An 18,727-nucleotide genomic window follows, 5' to 3' on the forward strand; every position below is an offset into this window, starting at 1 on the left:
TTCTCCTATATCACCGATAATATGGAGTGTGAATATTTCCATATGATATCAGGATCAAATATGCTTTTCACATACATACATAATCCATACATATTTCTGCTTTACATTTTGAAACGGAGTTGAATTTTCTGAAAAAACCGATTATAAAAACCGTGTCAACCCTTATTTCCTGTTCGTTTTTTTTATACAATGTCTCACCTGCCTTTGGCGATGCCAGCGATTTAGTTCCGATGATCCAGTTCATTCGACAACATGAAAGTTACACAAATTTAGATATGTCCTCTGCTCTCAACCTCAACTTTGGATTCAAGACTTTCCCTACAGCAGATGATATTAAGGAACAATTGATAACGGAAGCCGACGGTTATCTGAGCGAACTCGAACTTGCTGCGGCTAACACCCCTACTGCTTATAACATGTACAGGTTGGGCATCGCATACGAAATGAATGGCAAACCGAAAGATGCGATTAACATGCTGGAGAAAACAATCCAATTGATGCCTGGGCAGAAGGATGTCTATCAAGAGCTCATTATGCTCTACGATATGAACAAATCCGGGATTTTTGTGTTCATGAATGGCAGAAAAATGAGCTTCAACAATGGTAAAGAAGAGGTTAAGCCTATGATTCTAGATGGGCATACACTTTTGCCGATAAGGAAATTGTCCGAAAGTCTGGGTGCCCAAGTCGCTTGGAAAAGGGAATCTAGTAGATTTTTCGTCAAAATCATCCTTCCTGATACCACAATTATTATTAACCAGAACTCTGACAAAGCGGTCGTTAATGGTATCCCTGTCAAAATGGATGTTCCTGCCAAGAATATCCAGGGGCATATACTCGTTCCTCTCCGGTTTATCGCGGAGCAGATGCACAAAAGAGTGAACTACATTTCTAATGGTAGTGGAACAGCAATTATTACAATCAGTAATAACATTTCAGCTGAGATTCCCGCAGAGAGTACAGATTCCCTTACTGTTGAAGATTGGTATAGCCGGTTCCAAAATATGCTGCAGCACGAAGAAATCTTGTACAACAATATGAACATGCAGAATAATCAAAATATGCGCCTGATGAATTCCTTATTTAGCAATGTTAATTATACGGATCTGCTGCGGATAAAGGCAGTCCATGATCAAAATCATGTACTTTATGAGACAAACAGCGCGTTGTTTCAGGAATATTACTTCCTCACGTCAAAAGAGAGGTATGACTCGGATAAGCTGACTTATGCGCAAATTGAACAAGTTAAAGCGCGGTTATCTCCGATTATTGGTTTGATGAAATCCAATCAGAATTCAATAAAGGACATAGTTACCCAGGTCGATAACACCGAAAATCATATCCGGTCAGCATTCGAACCCGTGGCTTCACTGGAAGCACAGCTGAGAATCCTTTGGGACAAGGAGCATGCACTGCAAGTAGAACGGATCTCCGGCTGGGAAGCTGTAGACAGTGCAATCAAAAGTAACAACACCGCAAGTGCAATTCAAGAACTCAATCAAATTGCATATATCAAGGAGCAAATATATAACACCAGATTAAATATATACCTCCTTATGCAGCAAGCAGGGGCTATTTTGACTCAAATTGCACAAACACCATCCACGGACCTTCCTGCGACGATTGATAAAGGTGTACAGCCGCCGTCTACAGAACCTGTGATTATAGATACCCAAGCTCCGACCATACCGGCAGGCTTGATGGCCACGGCTTCCTCCATCAGCGAGGTGAACCTCAGCTGGAGTGCATCTACGGACAACGTTGGTGTGACGGGATATGATGTTTACCGTGACGGCACTTTGATTGGCACAACAGCATCTACTTCGTACAGCGATATGGGCCTGACTCCATCCACTTCGTACAGCTACACGGTAAAAGCCAAGGATGGAGCGGGGAATATATCGGCAGTAAGTAATGCGGCAAGTGCAACGACGTTGACTTTGATAGACACACAACCACCAACTGCACCAGCAGGATTGAACACTACGGCTTCCTCCATCAGCGAAGTGAACCTCAGCTGGTCGGCTTCAACGGACAACGTGGGTGTGGCTGGATATGATGTTTATCGTGACGGCACTTTGATCGGCACAACAGCATCAACTTCGTACAGCGATATGGGATTGACTCCATCCACTTCATACAGCTACACGGTGAAAGCCAAGGATGGAGCAGGGAATACATCGGCAGCAAGTAATGCGTCCAGTGCAACAACGTTGACTCCGCCAGACACACAAGCACCGACTGCACCAGCAGGATTAAGCGCCACGGCTTCCTCCATCAGCGAGGTGAACCTCAGCTGGTCGGCTTCAACGGACGACGTTGGAGTTACTGGATATGATGTATACCGTGACGGCACTTTGATCGGTACAACAGCGTCTACTACGTATAACGATATGGGCCTGACTCCATCCACTTCATACAGCTACACGGTGAAAGCAAAGGATGGAGCAGGGAATACATCGGCAACAAGTAATGCGGCAAGTGCAACGACGTTGACTTCGCTGGACACACAAGCACCGACTGCACCGTCAGGTTTGAGCGCCACGGCTTCTTCCATCAGCGAGGTAAATCTTAACTGGTCGGCTTCAACGGACAACGTTGGTGTGACGGGGTATGATGTTTATCGTGACGGCACTTTGATTGGCACAACAGCATCAACTTCGTATAGCGATATGGGCCTGACTCCACCCACTTCATACAGCTACACGGTAAAAGCCAAGGATGGAGCAGGAAATGTATCGGCAGCAAGTAATGCGGCCAGTGCAACAACATTGACTTCGCTAGACACACAAGCACCAACTGCACCGTCAGTCTTGAGCGCCACGGCTTCCTCCATCAGCGAGGTAAATCTTAACTGGTCGGCTTCAACGGACAACGTTGGTGTGACGGGGTATGATGTTTACCGTGACGGCACTTTGATCGGCACAACCGCAAATACAACTTACAGTGATATGGGCCTGACTCCGTCGACTTCATACAGCTACACAGTGAAAGCCAAGGATGGAGCAGGAAATGCATCGGCAGCAAGTAATGCGGCCAGTGCAACAACGTTAACTCCAGCCGACACCCAAGCACCAACAGTACCGTCAGGCTTGAGCGCTACGGCTTCCTCCATCAGCGAGGTGAACCTCAGCTGGTCGGCTTCAACGGACAACGTGGGTGTGACGGGATATGATGTATACCGTGACGGCACTTTGATCGGTACAACAGCGTCTACTACGTATAACGATATGGGCCTGACTCCATCCACTTCATACAGCTACACGGTGAAAGCAAAGGATGGAGCAGGGAATACATCGGCAACAAGTAATGCGGCAAGTGCAACGACGTTGACTTCGCTGGACACACAAGCACCGACTGCACCGTCAGGTTTGAGCGCCACGGCTTCTTCCATCAGCGAGGTAAATCTTAACTGGTCGGCTTCAACGGACAACGTTGGTGTGACGGGGTATGATGTTTATCGTGACGGCACTTTGATTGGCACAACAGCATCAACTTCGTATAGCGATATGGGCCTGACTCCACCCACTTCATACAGCTACACGGTAAAAGCCAAGGATGGAGCAGGAAATGTATCGGCAGCAAGTAATGCGGCCAGTGCAACAACATTGACTTCGCTAGACACACAAGCACCAACTGCACCGTCAGTCTTGAGCGCCACGGCTTCCTCCATCAGCGAGGTAAATCTTAACTGGTCGGCTTCAACGGACAACGTTGGTGTGACGGGGTATGATGTTTACCGTGACGGCACTTTGATCGGCACAACCGCAAATACAACTTACAGTGATATGGGCCTGACTCCGTCGACTTCATACAGCTACACAGTGAAAGCCAAGGATGGAGCAGGAAATGCATCGGCAGCAAGTAATGCGGCCAGTGCAACAACGTTAACTCCAGCCGACACCCAAGCACCAACAGTACCGTCAGGCTTGAGCGCTACGGCTTCCTCCATCAGCGAGGTGAACCTCAGCTGGTCGGCTTCAACGGACAACGTGGGTGTGACGGGATATGATGTATACCGTGACGGCACTTTGATCGGTACAACAGCGTCTACTACGTATAACGATATGGGCCTGACTCCATCCACTTCATACAGCTACACGGTGAAAGCAAAGGATGGAGCAGGGAATACATCAGCAGCAAGTAATGCGGCTAGTGCAACAACGTTGACTCCGCTGGACACACAAGCCCCGACTGTACCGTCAGGCTTAAGCGCTACGGCTTCCTCCATCAGCGAGGTGAACCTCAGTTGGTCGGCTTCAACGGACAACGTTGGTGTGACGGGATATGATGTTTATCGTGACGGCACTTTGATTGGCACAACAGCATCAACTACGTACAGCGATATTGGCCTCACTGCATCGACCTCATATAGTTACACTGTGAAGGCCAAGGATGGGGCAGGCAATACGTCGGCAGCAAGTAATGCGGCTAGTGCAACAACGTTGACTCCGCTGGACACACAAGCACCGACTGTACCGTCCGGCTTGAACGCTACGGCTTCCTCCATCAGCGAGGTGAACCTCAGCTGGAGTGCATCTACGGATAACGTGGGTGTGACGGGATATGATGTTTATCGTGACGGCACTTTGATCGGCACAACCGCATCAACTACGTACAGCGATATGGGCCTGACTCCATCCACTTATTACAGCTACACGGTGAAAGCCAAGGATGGAGCGGGGAATACATCGGCAGTAAGTAATTCGGCAAGTGCAACAACGTTGACTTTGATAGACACACAAGCGCCGACTGCACCAGCAGGATTGACGGCCACTACCGTTTCTACCAGCCAAATCAATCTAAGTTGGACCGCTTCAACGGACAACACAGGCGTAGTTGGGTACGACATTTATCGTAATGGTTCATTATTAAATACCACTACTCAGACCACTTACATTGAGACAGGATTGAGTCCTTCGTCATTATACAGTTATACTGTGAAGGCAAGGGATGCCGCAGGAAATACCTCTACAGTGAGCAACACCGCGAGCGCGCTGACCTTTGCTGGAAGTGGAACATATACCGTATTGAATTCAGCTGGATGGATTGCAAGCACGAATTCCACCAGTGGAACAGACCCGGCTGCCTTATTTGACTGGAATTTGGGCACTCGCTGGAGCACCGGGAAGACTCAAGCGGCAGGACAATATTTAGTTGTGGATATGGGGACGGTTCAGAACTTCAATCGCATTGTGATGGATTCAACGAATGATCCCAACGATTATGCCCGCAGCTATGAGATTTACGTATCCAATGACAATATTAATTGGGGAAGCCCAGTGGCAAGCGGATCAGGAATCAGTGGGAACAACGTTGTGGATATTGCTGCACAGAATGCCAGATATATCAAAATAGTCCTTATGTCCAGTTCAGCGAACTGGTGGTCTATTGATGAGTTTAAAGTATATGATAATCTTGTTCATCCCAAACAGGCTTTAGTGCGTACCGGATGGACTCTGACACCGTCCACTCCTCTTACCAGCGAATTGCCTGCTAATATGATTGACGGTGAAATTTCAACTCGATGGAGTTCAGGAGCCGCTCAGGCTACCGGCCAATATCTTATTGTAGATATGAAGTCCATAAGAAGCTTTAGCCGGATCATGATGGAAGTGAACATAGGCAGTAGCGGAGACTTCGCGAGAAACTTCGAAGTTTATATCTCGGATGATGGTATGAACTGGGGAACTGCGATAGCAACCGGGACAGGCAAAATGACGACAATTGTTGATTTTAATCAGCATACAGCACAGTTCATCAAGATAGTGCTAACTTCAAGTATTGCAAACTGGTGGTCCATCCATGAATTAAATATATATGATGAAGCCACTGGACCCTGAATAGGTGTTAACGAAATTTCAGGAAGATAATGAGAATTAAGGAGATGTCCCCACAGACATGGCTGTAGGGACATCTCCTCTTTCTTTTTCACGTTATGCGGCAATAATTACCTTTAGGATTGGATACTCCCGCCATGGAACATGCATTCATATACCTTAATGCCATTGCAGAAAATATCTTCATAACCGTGGAACCATTCAAACCCTCCGGTTATCACACTGTGGTAAGTATAATCACCATTGTGGTGCAGCAGGGGGCCGCGGTACGGATATTCTTGAGAGACCAGGCTCAAGGCTTCTTTCAGGAAATCTCCACTGAAGCCTTCGGCAAGGATGCGTCCGGCATAATTCATGGACCAGATAGGCTGATCCTCCAACCATATGGCTTCTTCTCCGGCAAATTTCTCCCCACCCAGATAGGTATCCATATAGCTAAGCAGTCCCTCAGAATAATGCAAGTCATGAGACCCGGGTCTCGAAGAAGCGGCCTCCGCTCCATTGGCAGCATAAGTGGCTTTTTTGGCACGGCATAGAAAATCAATGACGGAATGATCCGGTTGCAAATGCACTTGACCGCTGGTAAACAGGCAATTTTCGTCATGATGGTCTTTGACCAGATGATCAATACTAACCCGGAATACATCACTTAAGCTGATGAGGTTGACCATATCCGGGTAAGATTGACCGATTTCCCATTTAGCAACGGCTTGTCTCGAAACCCCGATGAGCTCCGCCAGTTTTTCTTGAGACAGTACCTTTTCTTTCCGCAGAATCTGCAGTTTATCCTGAAATTTCATTATCTTCACCTCTTGATAACAGGTTATCGAATTCGTCTCCATCTTACTACCAATTATAGTTAACAGATATGACAACTGCAGGTTGGCAGAGAGCTTTTCCGCATAGCTGTGTGAGTGGACTTGTTGATTCAGCATGGTAAAATCTAGCAGGATTAGCCGGCACATTTAGCGAATTAGTTGGATAACTCAAGCGTGGGAGCATACACATATGGGTAGGGAGGGATTCGGTCGGTGAAGAAGCAGAAATTAATACGTATCTTCGATAAGCAAGCAACCCAATATGAGAAAAAGACAGGGGACCCCAGCCAACAACGCTGGCGTGAACATCTGTTAAGTCATGCAAAAGGTGAGGTGCTCGAAATTGCGGTTGGGGCGGGGGCGAATTTCCCTTATTATCCTCCCGGGGTAAAGGTTACTGCAACGGACTTTAGTGAGGCTATGATTGGGAAAGCAGAACGTGCAGCGAACCAACATCGGGTGGATGTACATTTTATTTGTTCAGATATTGAAGAAATGGATTTTCCGGATCACTCATTTGATACTATTATTTCCACGTTATCCTTTTGCAGCTACGATAATCCCTTAATGGTGTTGAATAAAATCAAACGCTGGTGCAAACCGGACGGGCAGATCCTTTTGCTGGAGCATGGAATTAGTTCGAAGCTTACCGTCTCAGTTGCCCAAAAAGCATTGAATCCACTGTTATACCGCATTTATGGATGTCATCATACAAGGAACATTCCAGAGATGATCCGGGAGTCAGGTCTTGCAATCAATAAGTCGGAATCCTACTGGCTTAATATGGTTCATCTGATATGGGCAAGTCCAGGGCAGCTCTACCCGTTAAAATCTGAAGAACCTTTCGAATAGCAGAACTGATAGGGAAGTAGATCATATGAATACAAGCGCGGAACAAGTAAATTAAAGAAATATACCGGATGAACGTATGATTTCAGCAACGAGAAGAAAGGGTTTTTATATGATTAGATTTCTGGGTATAGTTCTTGTACTTGTCGTGTGCATGTCAGCACCATTAACCGCGTTTGCGTCAGAAGGTGAAGATGTACTGCCGTCAGGCGTCACGTATTCGAATATCGAAGCAGTCATTGATGCCTACGTGGAGGAGCATGAGAGTACTACCGCTGCGGTATCAGTAGCAGTATTTACAGATAGTGATGTAGTAATGGAGAAGGCCTATGGTTATTCAGACATCGAGAATGCAATTGCGAATGATAAGGATACGGTCTTCGAGTGGGGCTCCTGTACTAAATTGCTGGTGTGGGCAAGTGTCATGCAGCTTGTCGAGAAAGGTGAGCTGGATCTCAATGAAGATATCCGCACCTATCTGCCCGAAGGATTTCTCACGAAACTTAAGTATGATACCCCGGTAACGATGCTGAATCTTATGAACCACAACGCCGGCTGGCAGGAAACGTTTACCGATCTGTATATTAAGGACAAGGCCGATGTTAAGGAGCTCGGAGCGGCCTTACAGCTGATAGAACCAGAACAGATACATAAGCCGGGGACGGTCGTTGCGTACTCCAACTGGGGGGCAGCACTGGCAGCATATATCGTCGAAAATGTCAGCGGGCAATCTTTTGATAATTATGTACATGAACATATCTTTGAGCCACTGGGCATGGAACATACGGCATTAGGTGCTACAATCTCGGATAATGAATGGGTTGCCAACAAGCGGAAGGAAGAGAAGAACTATACCACAGAGAATAAATCGCTTGGAACCAGTCTTTATTATATATCATTATATCCTGCGGGAATGGCAATGGGGACATCCGGTGATTTTATCAGATTCGCGCAAGCCTTCCTTACAGCCAAAGGGAAACAATCGCCATTGTTTGAACAAGCAGATACTTTAGCTAAAATGCTGTCACCCTCTCTTTTCTATGCCGACGGGACTTCGGTCAGGAACTATCACGGATTTTGGACAGATCAGTTTGGAGTCCCTGTCATCTGGCACAACGGGGGTACCATTGGAAGTTCCTCCTGGTTTGCATTTGATCCTGTATCGGGTATAGGTACGATCATTCTGACCAATCAGCAACACGAGTCGGTATTCAACTGCGGCATTCTGCCGCTGGTTTTTGGGAAATATAAGCTCAGTAAGAGTACAGTAACGGGAAAAGATATATCGGGCATGTACTTATCGGCTAGAACCAGCTTTAAAGGTTACACCAAGCTCTACAGTTTGGCTTGCCTCATGCAATTCGTATCAAATGGTGAAGGCGGATACTCTGTTCCTGGCCCTGAATTTACCGTTACAAGTGTGGGTACAGACTCGTATCTGTTAGATATGGGTGGACTGAAGCAGGATGTAATTTATGCGTCAGCTGCGGAAGGTGAGGATACAGTTCTGCAATTCCCCGGCAAGGACTATCTGGAAGTGAACGGTTATGGAGTAATCGCCAAATTAGTACTGCTGCTGTTATTCATAGGGTCCGTGTTATATAGTTTAATTTCACTGATGATCAGTATGATTCACTGCCTGAAACACAAAAGGTTTCTTGGGACATTTGAGAAATACCGTGCCATTGTAAATGTCTCTATCATCACTACAGCAATGTTGTTTGTATACATATCATTAAAGTTATTCTCGGATGCACCACTGATTCAAGATGTTCGATGGAGTGTCATACTTATTGCGGTACTTGTCCTTATACCAGTGATCTACACCGTCATGCTGGCTGCACAATGGACCAAACTGGACTGTACAAGGAAAGAGAAGATAAAGCTTATGATGACGTGGATTGCTAGTTTCATTATGATAACTAACGTCATTTATTGGGAGGCATATAAATTTTGGTGATATTCAATGGTGGGTATATGAAAAGGGGGATTACTTTCGAGATTCCGAATGAGCACGGCCGTGTTCTTGGGGAGATTTTGAAACCCTTTGATGTGGCGTCATTTCATTGGTATAACGGGGGAGAGGAGGCATACTTCTCAAGACAGAATACCTTAGATGAGCCGCTTTTTCTTGAACAGACCTTTGGGATGGATGGAGTTCTGCTTAAGGGGATTTTAGAGAATAACGATTATTACATCATATTTGCAGACCTCAAGGCTTATCCGAAGGATCAAAAGGTAATAGATGTTCAGACATACGAAGAGTATATAAATAGTGAATGTCAATTCGTACTTTTAGTGGTCGACAGTGTTTATGTTGCGATATATTGTAAGGATCAGGAGAAGCTGTTGGACATGTATCTACATGCTAATTCACAAGGATATAGTAGCTTAAAGTATATTACGGATGAAAATGATTACAGAACAAGGTTGTCTGCGTGGTAGTATTCCTGACAAGGAGGTGGTATTTTGAGGAGAATAATAAAAATTATCCTAGTTCTTGGACTTAGCATTTCCCTAAGTGGTATAGTTCCTTCCACCTTCTCTGTCGTATCAGCAGCGTCGGGTATAACGCAGTCCTCTTACACACCCATTCATATCTATCTTAACAACACGCAGATTACTTCATCAGCTGGGGCTCCGTCATTACGAAATGGAACACTCATGCTCCCGCTAGATGGCCTGTATATCAGTGGCGCAACCGTTAATTACGATGAACATACCAAAATGATTACGATCGCCAATATGTTTACAAAGGGAAGTATAAAAGTCGGTAGTCGTTATGCATCAGTGAATGGCAAGAGAGTGGTGTATTCTGAAAGTCCCCAGCAGATCAATAAGCAGCTCTACTTACCTTTGCGCTTCGTGAATGATGCCATTGGGGGTTCACTGAATTGGAATGCTGCCAGCCGTAGAGCGGATATTAATTATCCCGAATTTGTTGGCGATGGTAAGGTAAAGAATGACGCGTATTTTATTAATGGTGTGAACGGTACTTTATATAAGCGCGACACAGCAGGTGTTATTCACTCATTAGGAATCTCATCAGCAAATCTTGAACCAGGTTATATTGGAGATACCAGGATTACTTTCGTGAAGATTTCAGAAGATGCGGACCTGGTGACAATTCAAAATTCTAACGGCGAGCCGTCGATGAACCTGACTGTAATTAACCTGTTTGTAAAAAAAGGTGCTATTCTACGCCAATCCAAAGGAAACTACTGGCAGTTTTATCCTGAAGATGTGAAGATTTATGGTGGTAATGCCGTTATGAACGATGGTCATTATATTCGATTAATTGCACCAGATGCTTCGGTGAAGGCCACATGGAACGTATCAATACTAGCAGGCGAACCGGATTTGAGCTACTCTATTGAAGCTATAGGTGAGAATTACTTAATCGTCCGCTCTTCTCAAGAAGGACTGCTAACGTTAATCGATATGGAGACTAACGAAGCGATACTTCTCTACAAAGAGTTCAGTATTCTTCCAAGTGATATGCCAGGGTTCAAATACGATGGAATACATTTTACAGGAAAAGATGAGAACCAGTCTGAATTGCAATTTGAATTTACCAATAATAATAAAGTTAAATCGACCTTCACTTATCAATTAGGCGACCAATAATCATCTTCAAAAAAAGGAGATATATAATGAAACAGATACTTTCAGGTATTTTGCTTGTGTTTGTTTTAGCAGTATCTTCTTCAACCGCTCATGCGGCAGCGAGAAATATTCAAATCAAGATTGATGGTGTTGTGATTACATCCGATGTGGAGGCAGAAGTCAGGAACGGTAGTACGATGGTACCTCTGCGTGTGATCAGTGAAAATTTAGGCGCTAAGGTCGGTGGGTCTAACGCTGAAATTACACTTACGAAAAACAATACACAAGTCAAATTGAATCTGAACAGCGGTACCGTAACGAAAAACGGGGAATCATCACATCTGGATGTGAAGCCTTATATCAAGAATAACCGAACCATGGTTCCACTTCGTTTTCTCTCAGAAGCATTTGGTTGCCAGGTTGATTTCAAAAGTTCCACAGTTACAGTCCATTCCGAAGCATTGATTATCAATCATACAAAGATTTCAGCATTTCAGCAGGAATATCATATGATCATAGGTGGTGAAGTTCAGCAAATCCAAGGAAATGCATACAACACAGCAATTTATGATGTTTTTATTGAAAATTTAGGCAGTAAGATCAAAGTTCCTGAACATTATTCGTGGATGTTATCCTCAGATTTTCCTGGATCTTATTATAAAGATAGACAATATGACTTTCTCGATACTGAAGGCAAAAGCGTAAAACGTTATGATATTTATACTTTGATAGACTCTTCGTCAACGGAAATAGTAAAGGATTACCCGCAAGTTATCATTCATGACGCGACTGAAGACCAATGGTATTTATTTAGCGACGCAGCTAGAAGATCCATTCAACGGATCATCGAAACAGCCTCTAAGAACGGTTTCTTAAAAATTATCAGTAATACGATTGTATAATGAATCTTCTACTTCATAGTGGATGATTACACAGCAAAAAGGGTTGGAGCAGGTGTATCCTGCTCCAACCCTTTTTTTAAACGTCCTTACGGCTCAATCCCCCATACAAGCTGACCGCTCAAATATCCGGTAACCTGTTCGTTGTTAGCGAACTGAGTGCTAGATGCCTTGAAGGAGTAGTCATTAGACTGATTATAATTGGACCAGTTGGTTTTGGAGAACCGTGCTTGAATCTCTGCGCTTTGGCCGGGATTAAGCGTTCCTGCTGTGCCTGTAAAACCAACTTCCAGAACATAATCGGCTCCGGCAACCGGAGTTGCCAGCTTAATGAATTTGCTGGTTACATTTGCACTCCCGATACTAGCCCAGTCGCACCAGAAGTTCTGTTCATTATCCCCGTCGATCGTGTAGTAATACCGGAGCTTGACATCACTGAGCCGAATCGCTGAATCCCCGGTGTTGACTATTTTGAATTTGGGTGAAATTCCGTTAGTGGAGGTACTAGTGTTACCGTTAAAGGACTGGATCGTCAGGTCTCCCGCCGGTACAGGAACACCGCTGTCCAATACATTTACTGTAATTACAGCGTTATTCCCCCCGCTAAAATGAAAGGTTATCGTATTCTGGCCCAGCGGCAGCGTAGAAAGATAGGATTTGCGAAGAACGACAGCAGCGCTTGATGCCGTATAATCCTGACCGGATTGAAGCGTATAATTTCCATTCGTGATATTTACAAGCTGGTGCCCGTTTAGCGTAAGAGATACGGAAATATCTTGCGCTTGATTCGACGCTTTATCAAAAGTCGCATTCACAGGAGATACCGCGGCGCTCGGAGTGGAATCGACTATTTTGACTTTTAATACGGGATCTTGCCCCTGATTAAAATCAAAGATAATCGAATGCTCGCCAACCGGCAGACCCGCCAGGAAAGCTCTTTTCAGAAGTAGTGTACTTCCGCTCAAGGTATAATCCTGATTCACGGTCAATACATTCGCGCCAGCCCGAAGTGCGGTTAATGTATTGCCGTTTGAATTCATGGTTATAGCTTTGTCACTCTGAGTCAGCGCATATTTGTCAAATTCAATATTTACCGGTGTAATGGACGCACTTGGGGTGGGATCGTCCACTTTCAGATCGGGCAGCTCATCCAGTGTGATTACATAATTACTTTGATAAAGCGTGGTCAGGGTGGCCGGATAATTAAAGGCAGAACTCATGAGATGTTCACCGTACCAAGGTAAGAAATAGAGCCAGCCCGATTTTTCCTCTGTCAGATTCTGTACGCTCGGAACGGTGTCATTCTCCGTCATGGCCACCATTTTCTTACCACCGCTTAAGTCAACGAGCTGATAGAATGTCGAAGTAATGGCATCCTCATTCGGTACCCCGGACAATCCGTCATAACGGTTGTAGATCGTATTGTATTTATCATAACCGATAATATCCACCTTATCGTCCCCAGGATACCAGGCTGGAGAAGTACTGTACACGTAGCTGTTGTAAGTCCAGATCAAGTTGTGCAATCCGTACGTCTCCGTAAGTTCAGTGTAGAGCAAATCCCACAACTGCTTGTACACATCCGCGCCAGCCGAAGCCCACCAGAACCAGGCGCCTTCGCCATTCAACCCGCCGTTGCCCTCTGCCTCATGAAAGGGACGGAAGATAACCGGTACCTTGTTGTTCTGCAGAATCTGCAATTGTTCCGCCAAATCTTTGATGGCCATCATCACATATTGATTTTCTTTGGTACCGGGAACTACGGCATTGGCTGTCTTAAAATCGGTTTCCGTAGGCTTATAGGTGGCTTCCTTCCAATCCACTGCCTGTCCGAGCTGATAAGTGGTGAACTTGCGCGGCACAGTGATATGCCAGCTGTTTGTCGCGATCCCTCCCCGGTTATTCACCCAGTCGATCATCCGGGCGGTTGTGCCGTCCTCCCACCCGTACAGCGGATTATAGTTCATAAGATCGAAGCCGCGGATAGCAGGATACTTACCGGTAAGATTATGAATCCAATCGAATTCCAGTTCGGAATTGCCGTCATTTCCACCTCCGTATATTTCCTGCTGGCCGGAGATGATATGTTTGCCGTAAACACCCGTTAAATAATTCATCAAAGCCTGTGTTTCCGGTGTGGCCTGAGAATCAGTGAGGACAGGCTGTACATTCAAAGGATCAAGAGCGGCAACATCCACTGTGAGGGAATCAAAATAAGCAAATCCCCAACCGGCCTTTATTTGGATGGTATTACTACCTTGGTTCAGCTTGTGATAGCCGAAATCGAACTTCGACCACGTTTTTGTGTAGGGTAACATATATGAACCTTTAGAAATACCATTAACGGATAAGGATTGCTGTCTGCCGTCTGGACTGAGCTCCTGCATATACCGGGTGGAGATCGAATACATACCGGTTTCCGGGACAGTCACTTTGAAGGTTAATGTACCGCCATTCTGCATCCAGACAAACCCGCTCCCCGTGTATCCGGGTTTGGGTTGTCCGTAAATCTGTGTCACGACTTGTAGATCGGAGGTAAGCTGGGCGTCCTCGCATTCCAACGTGGTAAGTGTGCTGCCTGTGTCTGCATGAGCAGGCACTGTCATCCATCCAAGCATTAGAGTGATTGCCAGCATCATTACGCTTGCCTTTTTGAACCAAGTATTCATTGTTCATCTTCCCTTCCATGTGGAATATGATGAATAACTTATCAATCTACCGACTCATGATGGCGCTTTCAAAGTAAAGATAGCATATACATCAATATTTGTAAATATATGGGCGGCAAAAGGTTCTATACTTTATTAGCTGGTTAATCTACTCATCTTTTTCTACTAAATGATATGCACCGTTACCAAAGTTATCGCTTCAAAATACGATATCTTATCAACCGATGAGGGGTGATAGGATATGAGTGTAGGTCCACAGTGTAAAAGATTTGCCGGGATTTTTGGCGGGGAAGCCCAAGTCGTAAATGGAGTGTGTGCAGCCACTAAGTTACGTACAAACATTAAGGTGACGGCTCTTCATTATCACTGGTTATTCACAAACCCAAATATCTGGTATATCCATTGGGAGGCCATTCAACGTCCGCTTGTGTTTGCTAAGAACGTGCGTGAAGTATCCCGGGTGTTGACGGACAAATCGGTGGGTCCATTCGTTTGTAAACCTGCTAAAAAATGAGGCTATGCATGCAGAGCGACACTAGCCCTTTGTAAGTGTTTTTTTCACGGAGCCCCATAGTCAATGATAAAGTTATGCCGGCTAAAGTCTTACATATATTCCTCCATGTAAAATAGGTTATAGTCTATACATTCAGAACGGACGGCGCATATCATGTGTTAGAAAGCGAAGAGGAGGGGAAATCAATGGGATGCGCTGAAGTTGGTCATGGATTTACTTCTACAGCTGCAATTTTAGTTCTCTATATTCTGTTGGTCATCATTTTATCTGCTGGTTTCTTTGTTTAGTAACAAGGCCTGGAAAGTGTATTAAGCAAGAACAAGAGCCTATTTAGTAGGCTTTTGTTCTTTTTTTGTAGCATGTTGAACAGCCTGTTTATTTAGTTCCAATCACAAGAATATATCCGATATATTCTGTATAGCTGTCCATTATCCGGTTGTACATATTGCTTACTTCCCAAATGGATCGGTCAAGAAAAGAACCTGCATCAATTTGTTGATGAGCATCAGGCTGCTCATACAGTTCTGGACTTGAGTTAGGAAATTTGAAGGGTCCCTCGATCTGAGAGTGAATAAATCCGATGGTTTGTACCAGGGCTGACCATTGATTGATATCCCATAAACCATCAATGTGATAAAATTTAGTGATTTCTTGGTTGATATCTGCCGGCATGGGGTTACGCTGGATCATTTCTCTGTCAAAAAGTTGGCCTCCAGGCCGCAAAACCCTGAAGTATTCCGAGAAAGCCTTCCTTGTATCTGTGAATATGGAGACAGACTCGACAAGAATCACATCAAATGATTCGTTAGGAAAAGGCAGCGAAGTAGCATCCCCTTCCAGGAAATTCAATGTTACATTTTCTTTTTCAGCCCGCTTATTTGCTTTTGCAATCATATCAGGACGAATATCTACACCTGTTACTTCATGACCCTGAGCAGCTAAATAACAAGATGTTCTCCCTGTGCCACAACCTACTTCGAGAATTTGCGAAGCAGGGGGCAGGGGATGATGTTCAAACTGATCTAGGGTTGCCGAGAATCCTCCAGGGTGAGCATTACCAATACCTAATTTAGCCAGCATATCGAGATATTCCATGTATTTAATGTCCTTTCATCGCAGATTTTATTTTTATGATATGTAAGAAGGATTCGATTGTTGAAATGATCGTCAACTTTACAACAACCGGGGCTTCCAGCGTTTTCTGATTCACGGCATAGAATAAGCGATGCTAGAGGTCGCTTGGCTTTTGCATGTGTATGAAATTATTGGAAAATACTATACTTTATTTACCATAAATATGTTATTCTGATAGCAATACAAAGTTATTTCCTTTATATGGGTTACATTATTCGGAAAGGAGGGCATTCGGTCTTTATATAGAAAATATAGCTCGGATTGTTGTAACCGTTTGCACGCTGAATAATCACAATATAAACGGAGGTTTTAAAATGCTATCCAAACTAAAAAAATACGGAATTTACAGTGTAGCTCTTATGTTGGTAGCCTCAGTCGCGTTGACCGGATGGAGTGCCAGAGCATCTGCAGCCACCCCCATTACATCAGACTTCAGATCATTGCAAGCTTCGCAGATTGTCAGCGAAATGGGCGCCGGATGGAATTTGGGCAATCAGCTGGAAGCATCTTCGAATGGTACGCCAAGCGAGACCGCTTGGGGGAATCCTGTGATTACTCCGGAACTGATCAAGAAAGTGAAAGCAGCAGGTTTTAAAACAATTCGTATTCCCGTTTCTTACTTGAATTATATTGGAAGCGCTCCATCCTATACGATAAATTCTGCATGGCTGGATCGGGTGAAAGCGGTTGTAGACTATGCCTACAATGAAGGCCTGTATGTGGTTATTAATGTTCACGGGGACGGATACAATTCTGTTCAAGGCGGGTGGCTTCTCGTGAATAGTGGCAACCAGGCTGCCATTAAAGACAAGTACAAGCGTGTTTGGCAGCAGATTGCCAATAAGTTTGTCAACTATGACGAGCGGCTGATCTTTGAGTCAATGAACGAAGTTTTTGATGGGACTTATGGTAATCCAAATTCTGCTTACTACGCCAACCTTAATGCTTATAATCAAATCTTCGTGGATACGGTCAGACAAACCAGCGGCAACAATAGTGCAAGATGGCTGCTGATCCCGGGTTGGAATACGAATATTGACTATACCGCTGGCAATTACGGCTTTGTTCTGCCAACCGATACTTATAGATCCTCTTCGATACCTAGTTCGGAAAAAAGAATCATGATCTCCGCGCATTACTATTCCCCATGGGATTTTGCGGGCGAGGAATCAGGGACGATTACGCAATGGGGCGCATCAGCCACGAACCCCTCTAAAAAATCAACATGGGGACAAGAGGATTACCTGAATTCGCAGTTTCAATCGATGTATAATAAGTTTGTTACCCAAGGTTACCCTGTCGTGATCGGAGAGTTCGGTTCAATTGACAAAAATGCCTACGATTCCAGCAATAACATTTATCGTGCAGCCTTTGCCAAAGCGGTAACAGCAACAGCCAAAAAATACAAAGCAGTGCCGATTTATTGGGACAATGGCTATAACGGCCAGCATGGGTTTGCTCTGTTTAACCGTACGAACAACACCATAACTCAGCAGGACATTATTAATGCGATCATGCAAGGCATGCAATAATTATTTTTTGAATATCATCAAGAAAAGGTGACTCCACTGGTTGGAGCCACCTTTTTTATTTGCACTGAGCTTCCTCCTCGTGGGAAGTATAAGAATTACATTCGTCATATTCTTCCAACTCATAGTATGATAAGAGCATAGTATTAATAAATACAATAAACCAGAGGAGCATCCAATTGGAATCAAAGTAACTACTAATAATGGAGGAGAATATAAATTCGTAGTATATAGGAGGACTAAGTTAATAGAGCTATTAAACAGCTTACGAAAATACTAAACTAAAAAAACGATCTTACCACAGCCGTTTACCGGGCTCTTTGATAAGATCGCTTGTTGGAACTATCTATAAATTACAACTCTGACCAGGTTAAGGTCAGTTCTACAGTCTCTTTCTGCGTGGATAATGGACCGCCGATCAGCGACCAGCTTTCAGCATCAGTATCTCCTTGAATGATGAGGTTTTTCTCATCAATGGTCTCCGATGCATCTTTGATCCCTTGATCCTGGAAATACTGTTTATACGTTTCTGCCAGCTTGTCGAACTTTTCTTGGGATTTAAAGATGAAAAGAACCGATTTCTTGCCGTCATTTTGCTCTGAGTGGGAAGTGGTTATTTCAGCATCATCCGGAATTGGAAAGTCCTTTGGCAAATATTCAGGTCTCTCTGTTCCTTCAACTTGAACGGCAGCTGTGGCATTCTCAGCTTCTTCAGTTGCGTTGGATTCCTTGGCAGAACACGCCCCCAGGACCCAGGTCAAAGCAGTCGTCATAAGAATCAGCTTACCAAATTTCCATGGATTATGAATCATGTGTTCACTCCGTTTCTGTAATGATTAATTGTTGTGACAAACCTCACACAGAATCAT

13 protein-coding genes are annotated in these 18,727 nt (G+C 44.5%); 9 read left to right on the top strand and 4 right to left on the bottom strand.

Annotated elements, in window-relative coordinates; genetic code table 11:
• Positions 1–344: 344 nt before the first annotated feature.
• Positions 345–5,843 carry a fibronectin type III domain-containing protein gene (locus ACAN54_RS00880; RefSeq protein ID WP_379151148.1) on the top strand — a complete coding sequence of 1,833 codons (5,499 nt, stop codon included), beginning with the start codon at positions 345–347 and terminating at the stop codon, positions 5,841–5,843.
• Between the two features lie 113 nt (positions 5,844–5,956).
• Here ACAN54_RS00880 and ACAN54_RS00885 read toward each other — a convergent pair whose 3' ends face one another.
• Positions 5,957–6,640, bottom strand: coding sequence for a DUF5680 domain-containing protein (locus ACAN54_RS00885; protein ID WP_379151151.1), 684 nt, complete (start codon positions 6,638–6,640; stop codon positions 5,957–5,959).
• A 231-nt stretch (positions 6,641–6,871) separates the two neighbouring features.
• Here ACAN54_RS00885 and ACAN54_RS00890 point away from each other — a divergent pair, with 231 nt between their 5' ends.
• From ACAN54_RS00890 to ACAN54_RS00910, 5 genes are all read left to right on the top strand, one after another.
• Positions 6,872–7,510: a class I SAM-dependent methyltransferase gene (locus tag ACAN54_RS00890; protein ID WP_379151154.1), complete on the top strand. Its 639-nt coding sequence runs from the start codon at positions 6,872–6,874 to the stop codon at positions 7,508–7,510.
• Between the two features lie 151 nt (positions 7,511–7,661).
• Positions 7,662–9,467, top strand: a complete 1,806-nt coding sequence (locus ACAN54_RS00895) for a serine hydrolase domain-containing protein (protein ID WP_379151157.1) — start codon at positions 7,662–7,664, stop codon at positions 9,465–9,467.
• A 17-nt stretch (positions 9,468–9,484) separates the two neighbouring features.
• The gene (locus ACAN54_RS00900) at positions 9,485–9,952 is read left to right on the top strand and encodes a DUF2691 family protein (RefSeq protein ID WP_379154074.1); all 468 of its coding nucleotides are present in this window, start codon (positions 9,485–9,487) and stop codon (positions 9,950–9,952) included.
• A gap of 24 nt (positions 9,953–9,976) precedes the next feature.
• Positions 9,977–11,134, top strand: coding sequence for a copper amine oxidase N-terminal domain-containing protein (locus ACAN54_RS00905; RefSeq protein ID WP_379151160.1), 1,158 nt, complete (start codon positions 9,977–9,979; stop codon positions 11,132–11,134).
• Between the two features lie 26 nt (positions 11,135–11,160).
• Positions 11,161–12,015, top strand: coding sequence for a stalk domain-containing protein (locus tag ACAN54_RS00910; RefSeq protein ID WP_379151163.1), 855 nt, complete (start codon positions 11,161–11,163; stop codon positions 12,013–12,015).
• Between the two features lie 86 nt (positions 12,016–12,101).
• Here the strand turns inward: ACAN54_RS00910 and ACAN54_RS00915 are convergent, their stop codons facing one another.
• Positions 12,102–14,681: a glycosyl hydrolase gene (locus ACAN54_RS00915; protein ID WP_379151166.1), complete on the bottom strand. Its 2,580-nt coding sequence runs from the start codon at positions 14,679–14,681 to the stop codon at positions 12,102–12,104.
• A gap of 241 nt (positions 14,682–14,922) precedes the next feature.
• On the opposite strand from ACAN54_RS00915, the gene ACAN54_RS00920 reads away from it, so the two are divergent.
• Together ACAN54_RS00920 and ACAN54_RS00925 are read left to right on the top strand one after the other, a co-directional pair.
• Positions 14,923–15,195 carry a DUF1259 domain-containing protein gene (locus tag ACAN54_RS00920; RefSeq protein WP_379151169.1) on the top strand — a complete coding sequence of 91 codons (273 nt, stop codon included), beginning with the start codon at positions 14,923–14,925 and terminating at the stop codon, positions 15,193–15,195.
• A 185-nt stretch (positions 15,196–15,380) separates the two neighbouring features.
• Complete coding sequence (locus ACAN54_RS00925) at positions 15,381–15,482, top strand: sporulation protein YjcZ (RefSeq protein WP_084146909.1); 102 nt, start codon at positions 15,381–15,383, stop codon at positions 15,480–15,482.
• A gap of 88 nt (positions 15,483–15,570) precedes the next feature.
• Here the strand turns inward: ACAN54_RS00925 and ACAN54_RS00930 are convergent, their stop codons facing one another.
• Positions 15,571–16,290 carry a class I SAM-dependent methyltransferase gene (locus ACAN54_RS00930; protein WP_379151172.1) on the bottom strand — a complete coding sequence of 240 codons (720 nt, stop codon included), beginning with the start codon at positions 16,288–16,290 and terminating at the stop codon, positions 15,571–15,573.
• 353 nt (positions 16,291–16,643) lie between these two features.
• Here ACAN54_RS00930 and ACAN54_RS00935 point away from each other — a divergent pair, with 353 nt between their 5' ends.
• Complete coding sequence (locus tag ACAN54_RS00935; protein ID WP_379151175.1) at positions 16,644–17,861, top strand: glycoside hydrolase family 5 protein; 1,218 nt, start codon at positions 16,644–16,646, stop codon at positions 17,859–17,861.
• Positions 17,862–18,211: 350 nt separating this feature from the next.
• Here ACAN54_RS00935 and ACAN54_RS00940 read toward each other — a convergent pair whose 3' ends face one another.
• Entirely contained in the window at positions 18,212–18,670 is a 459-nt protein-coding gene (locus tag ACAN54_RS00940) for a hypothetical protein (protein WP_379151177.1), read from the bottom strand.
• Between the last annotated feature and the right edge of the window lie 57 nt (positions 18,671–18,727).

The sequence above is a fragment of the Paenibacillus diazotrophicus genome (genome assembly GCF_042610465.1).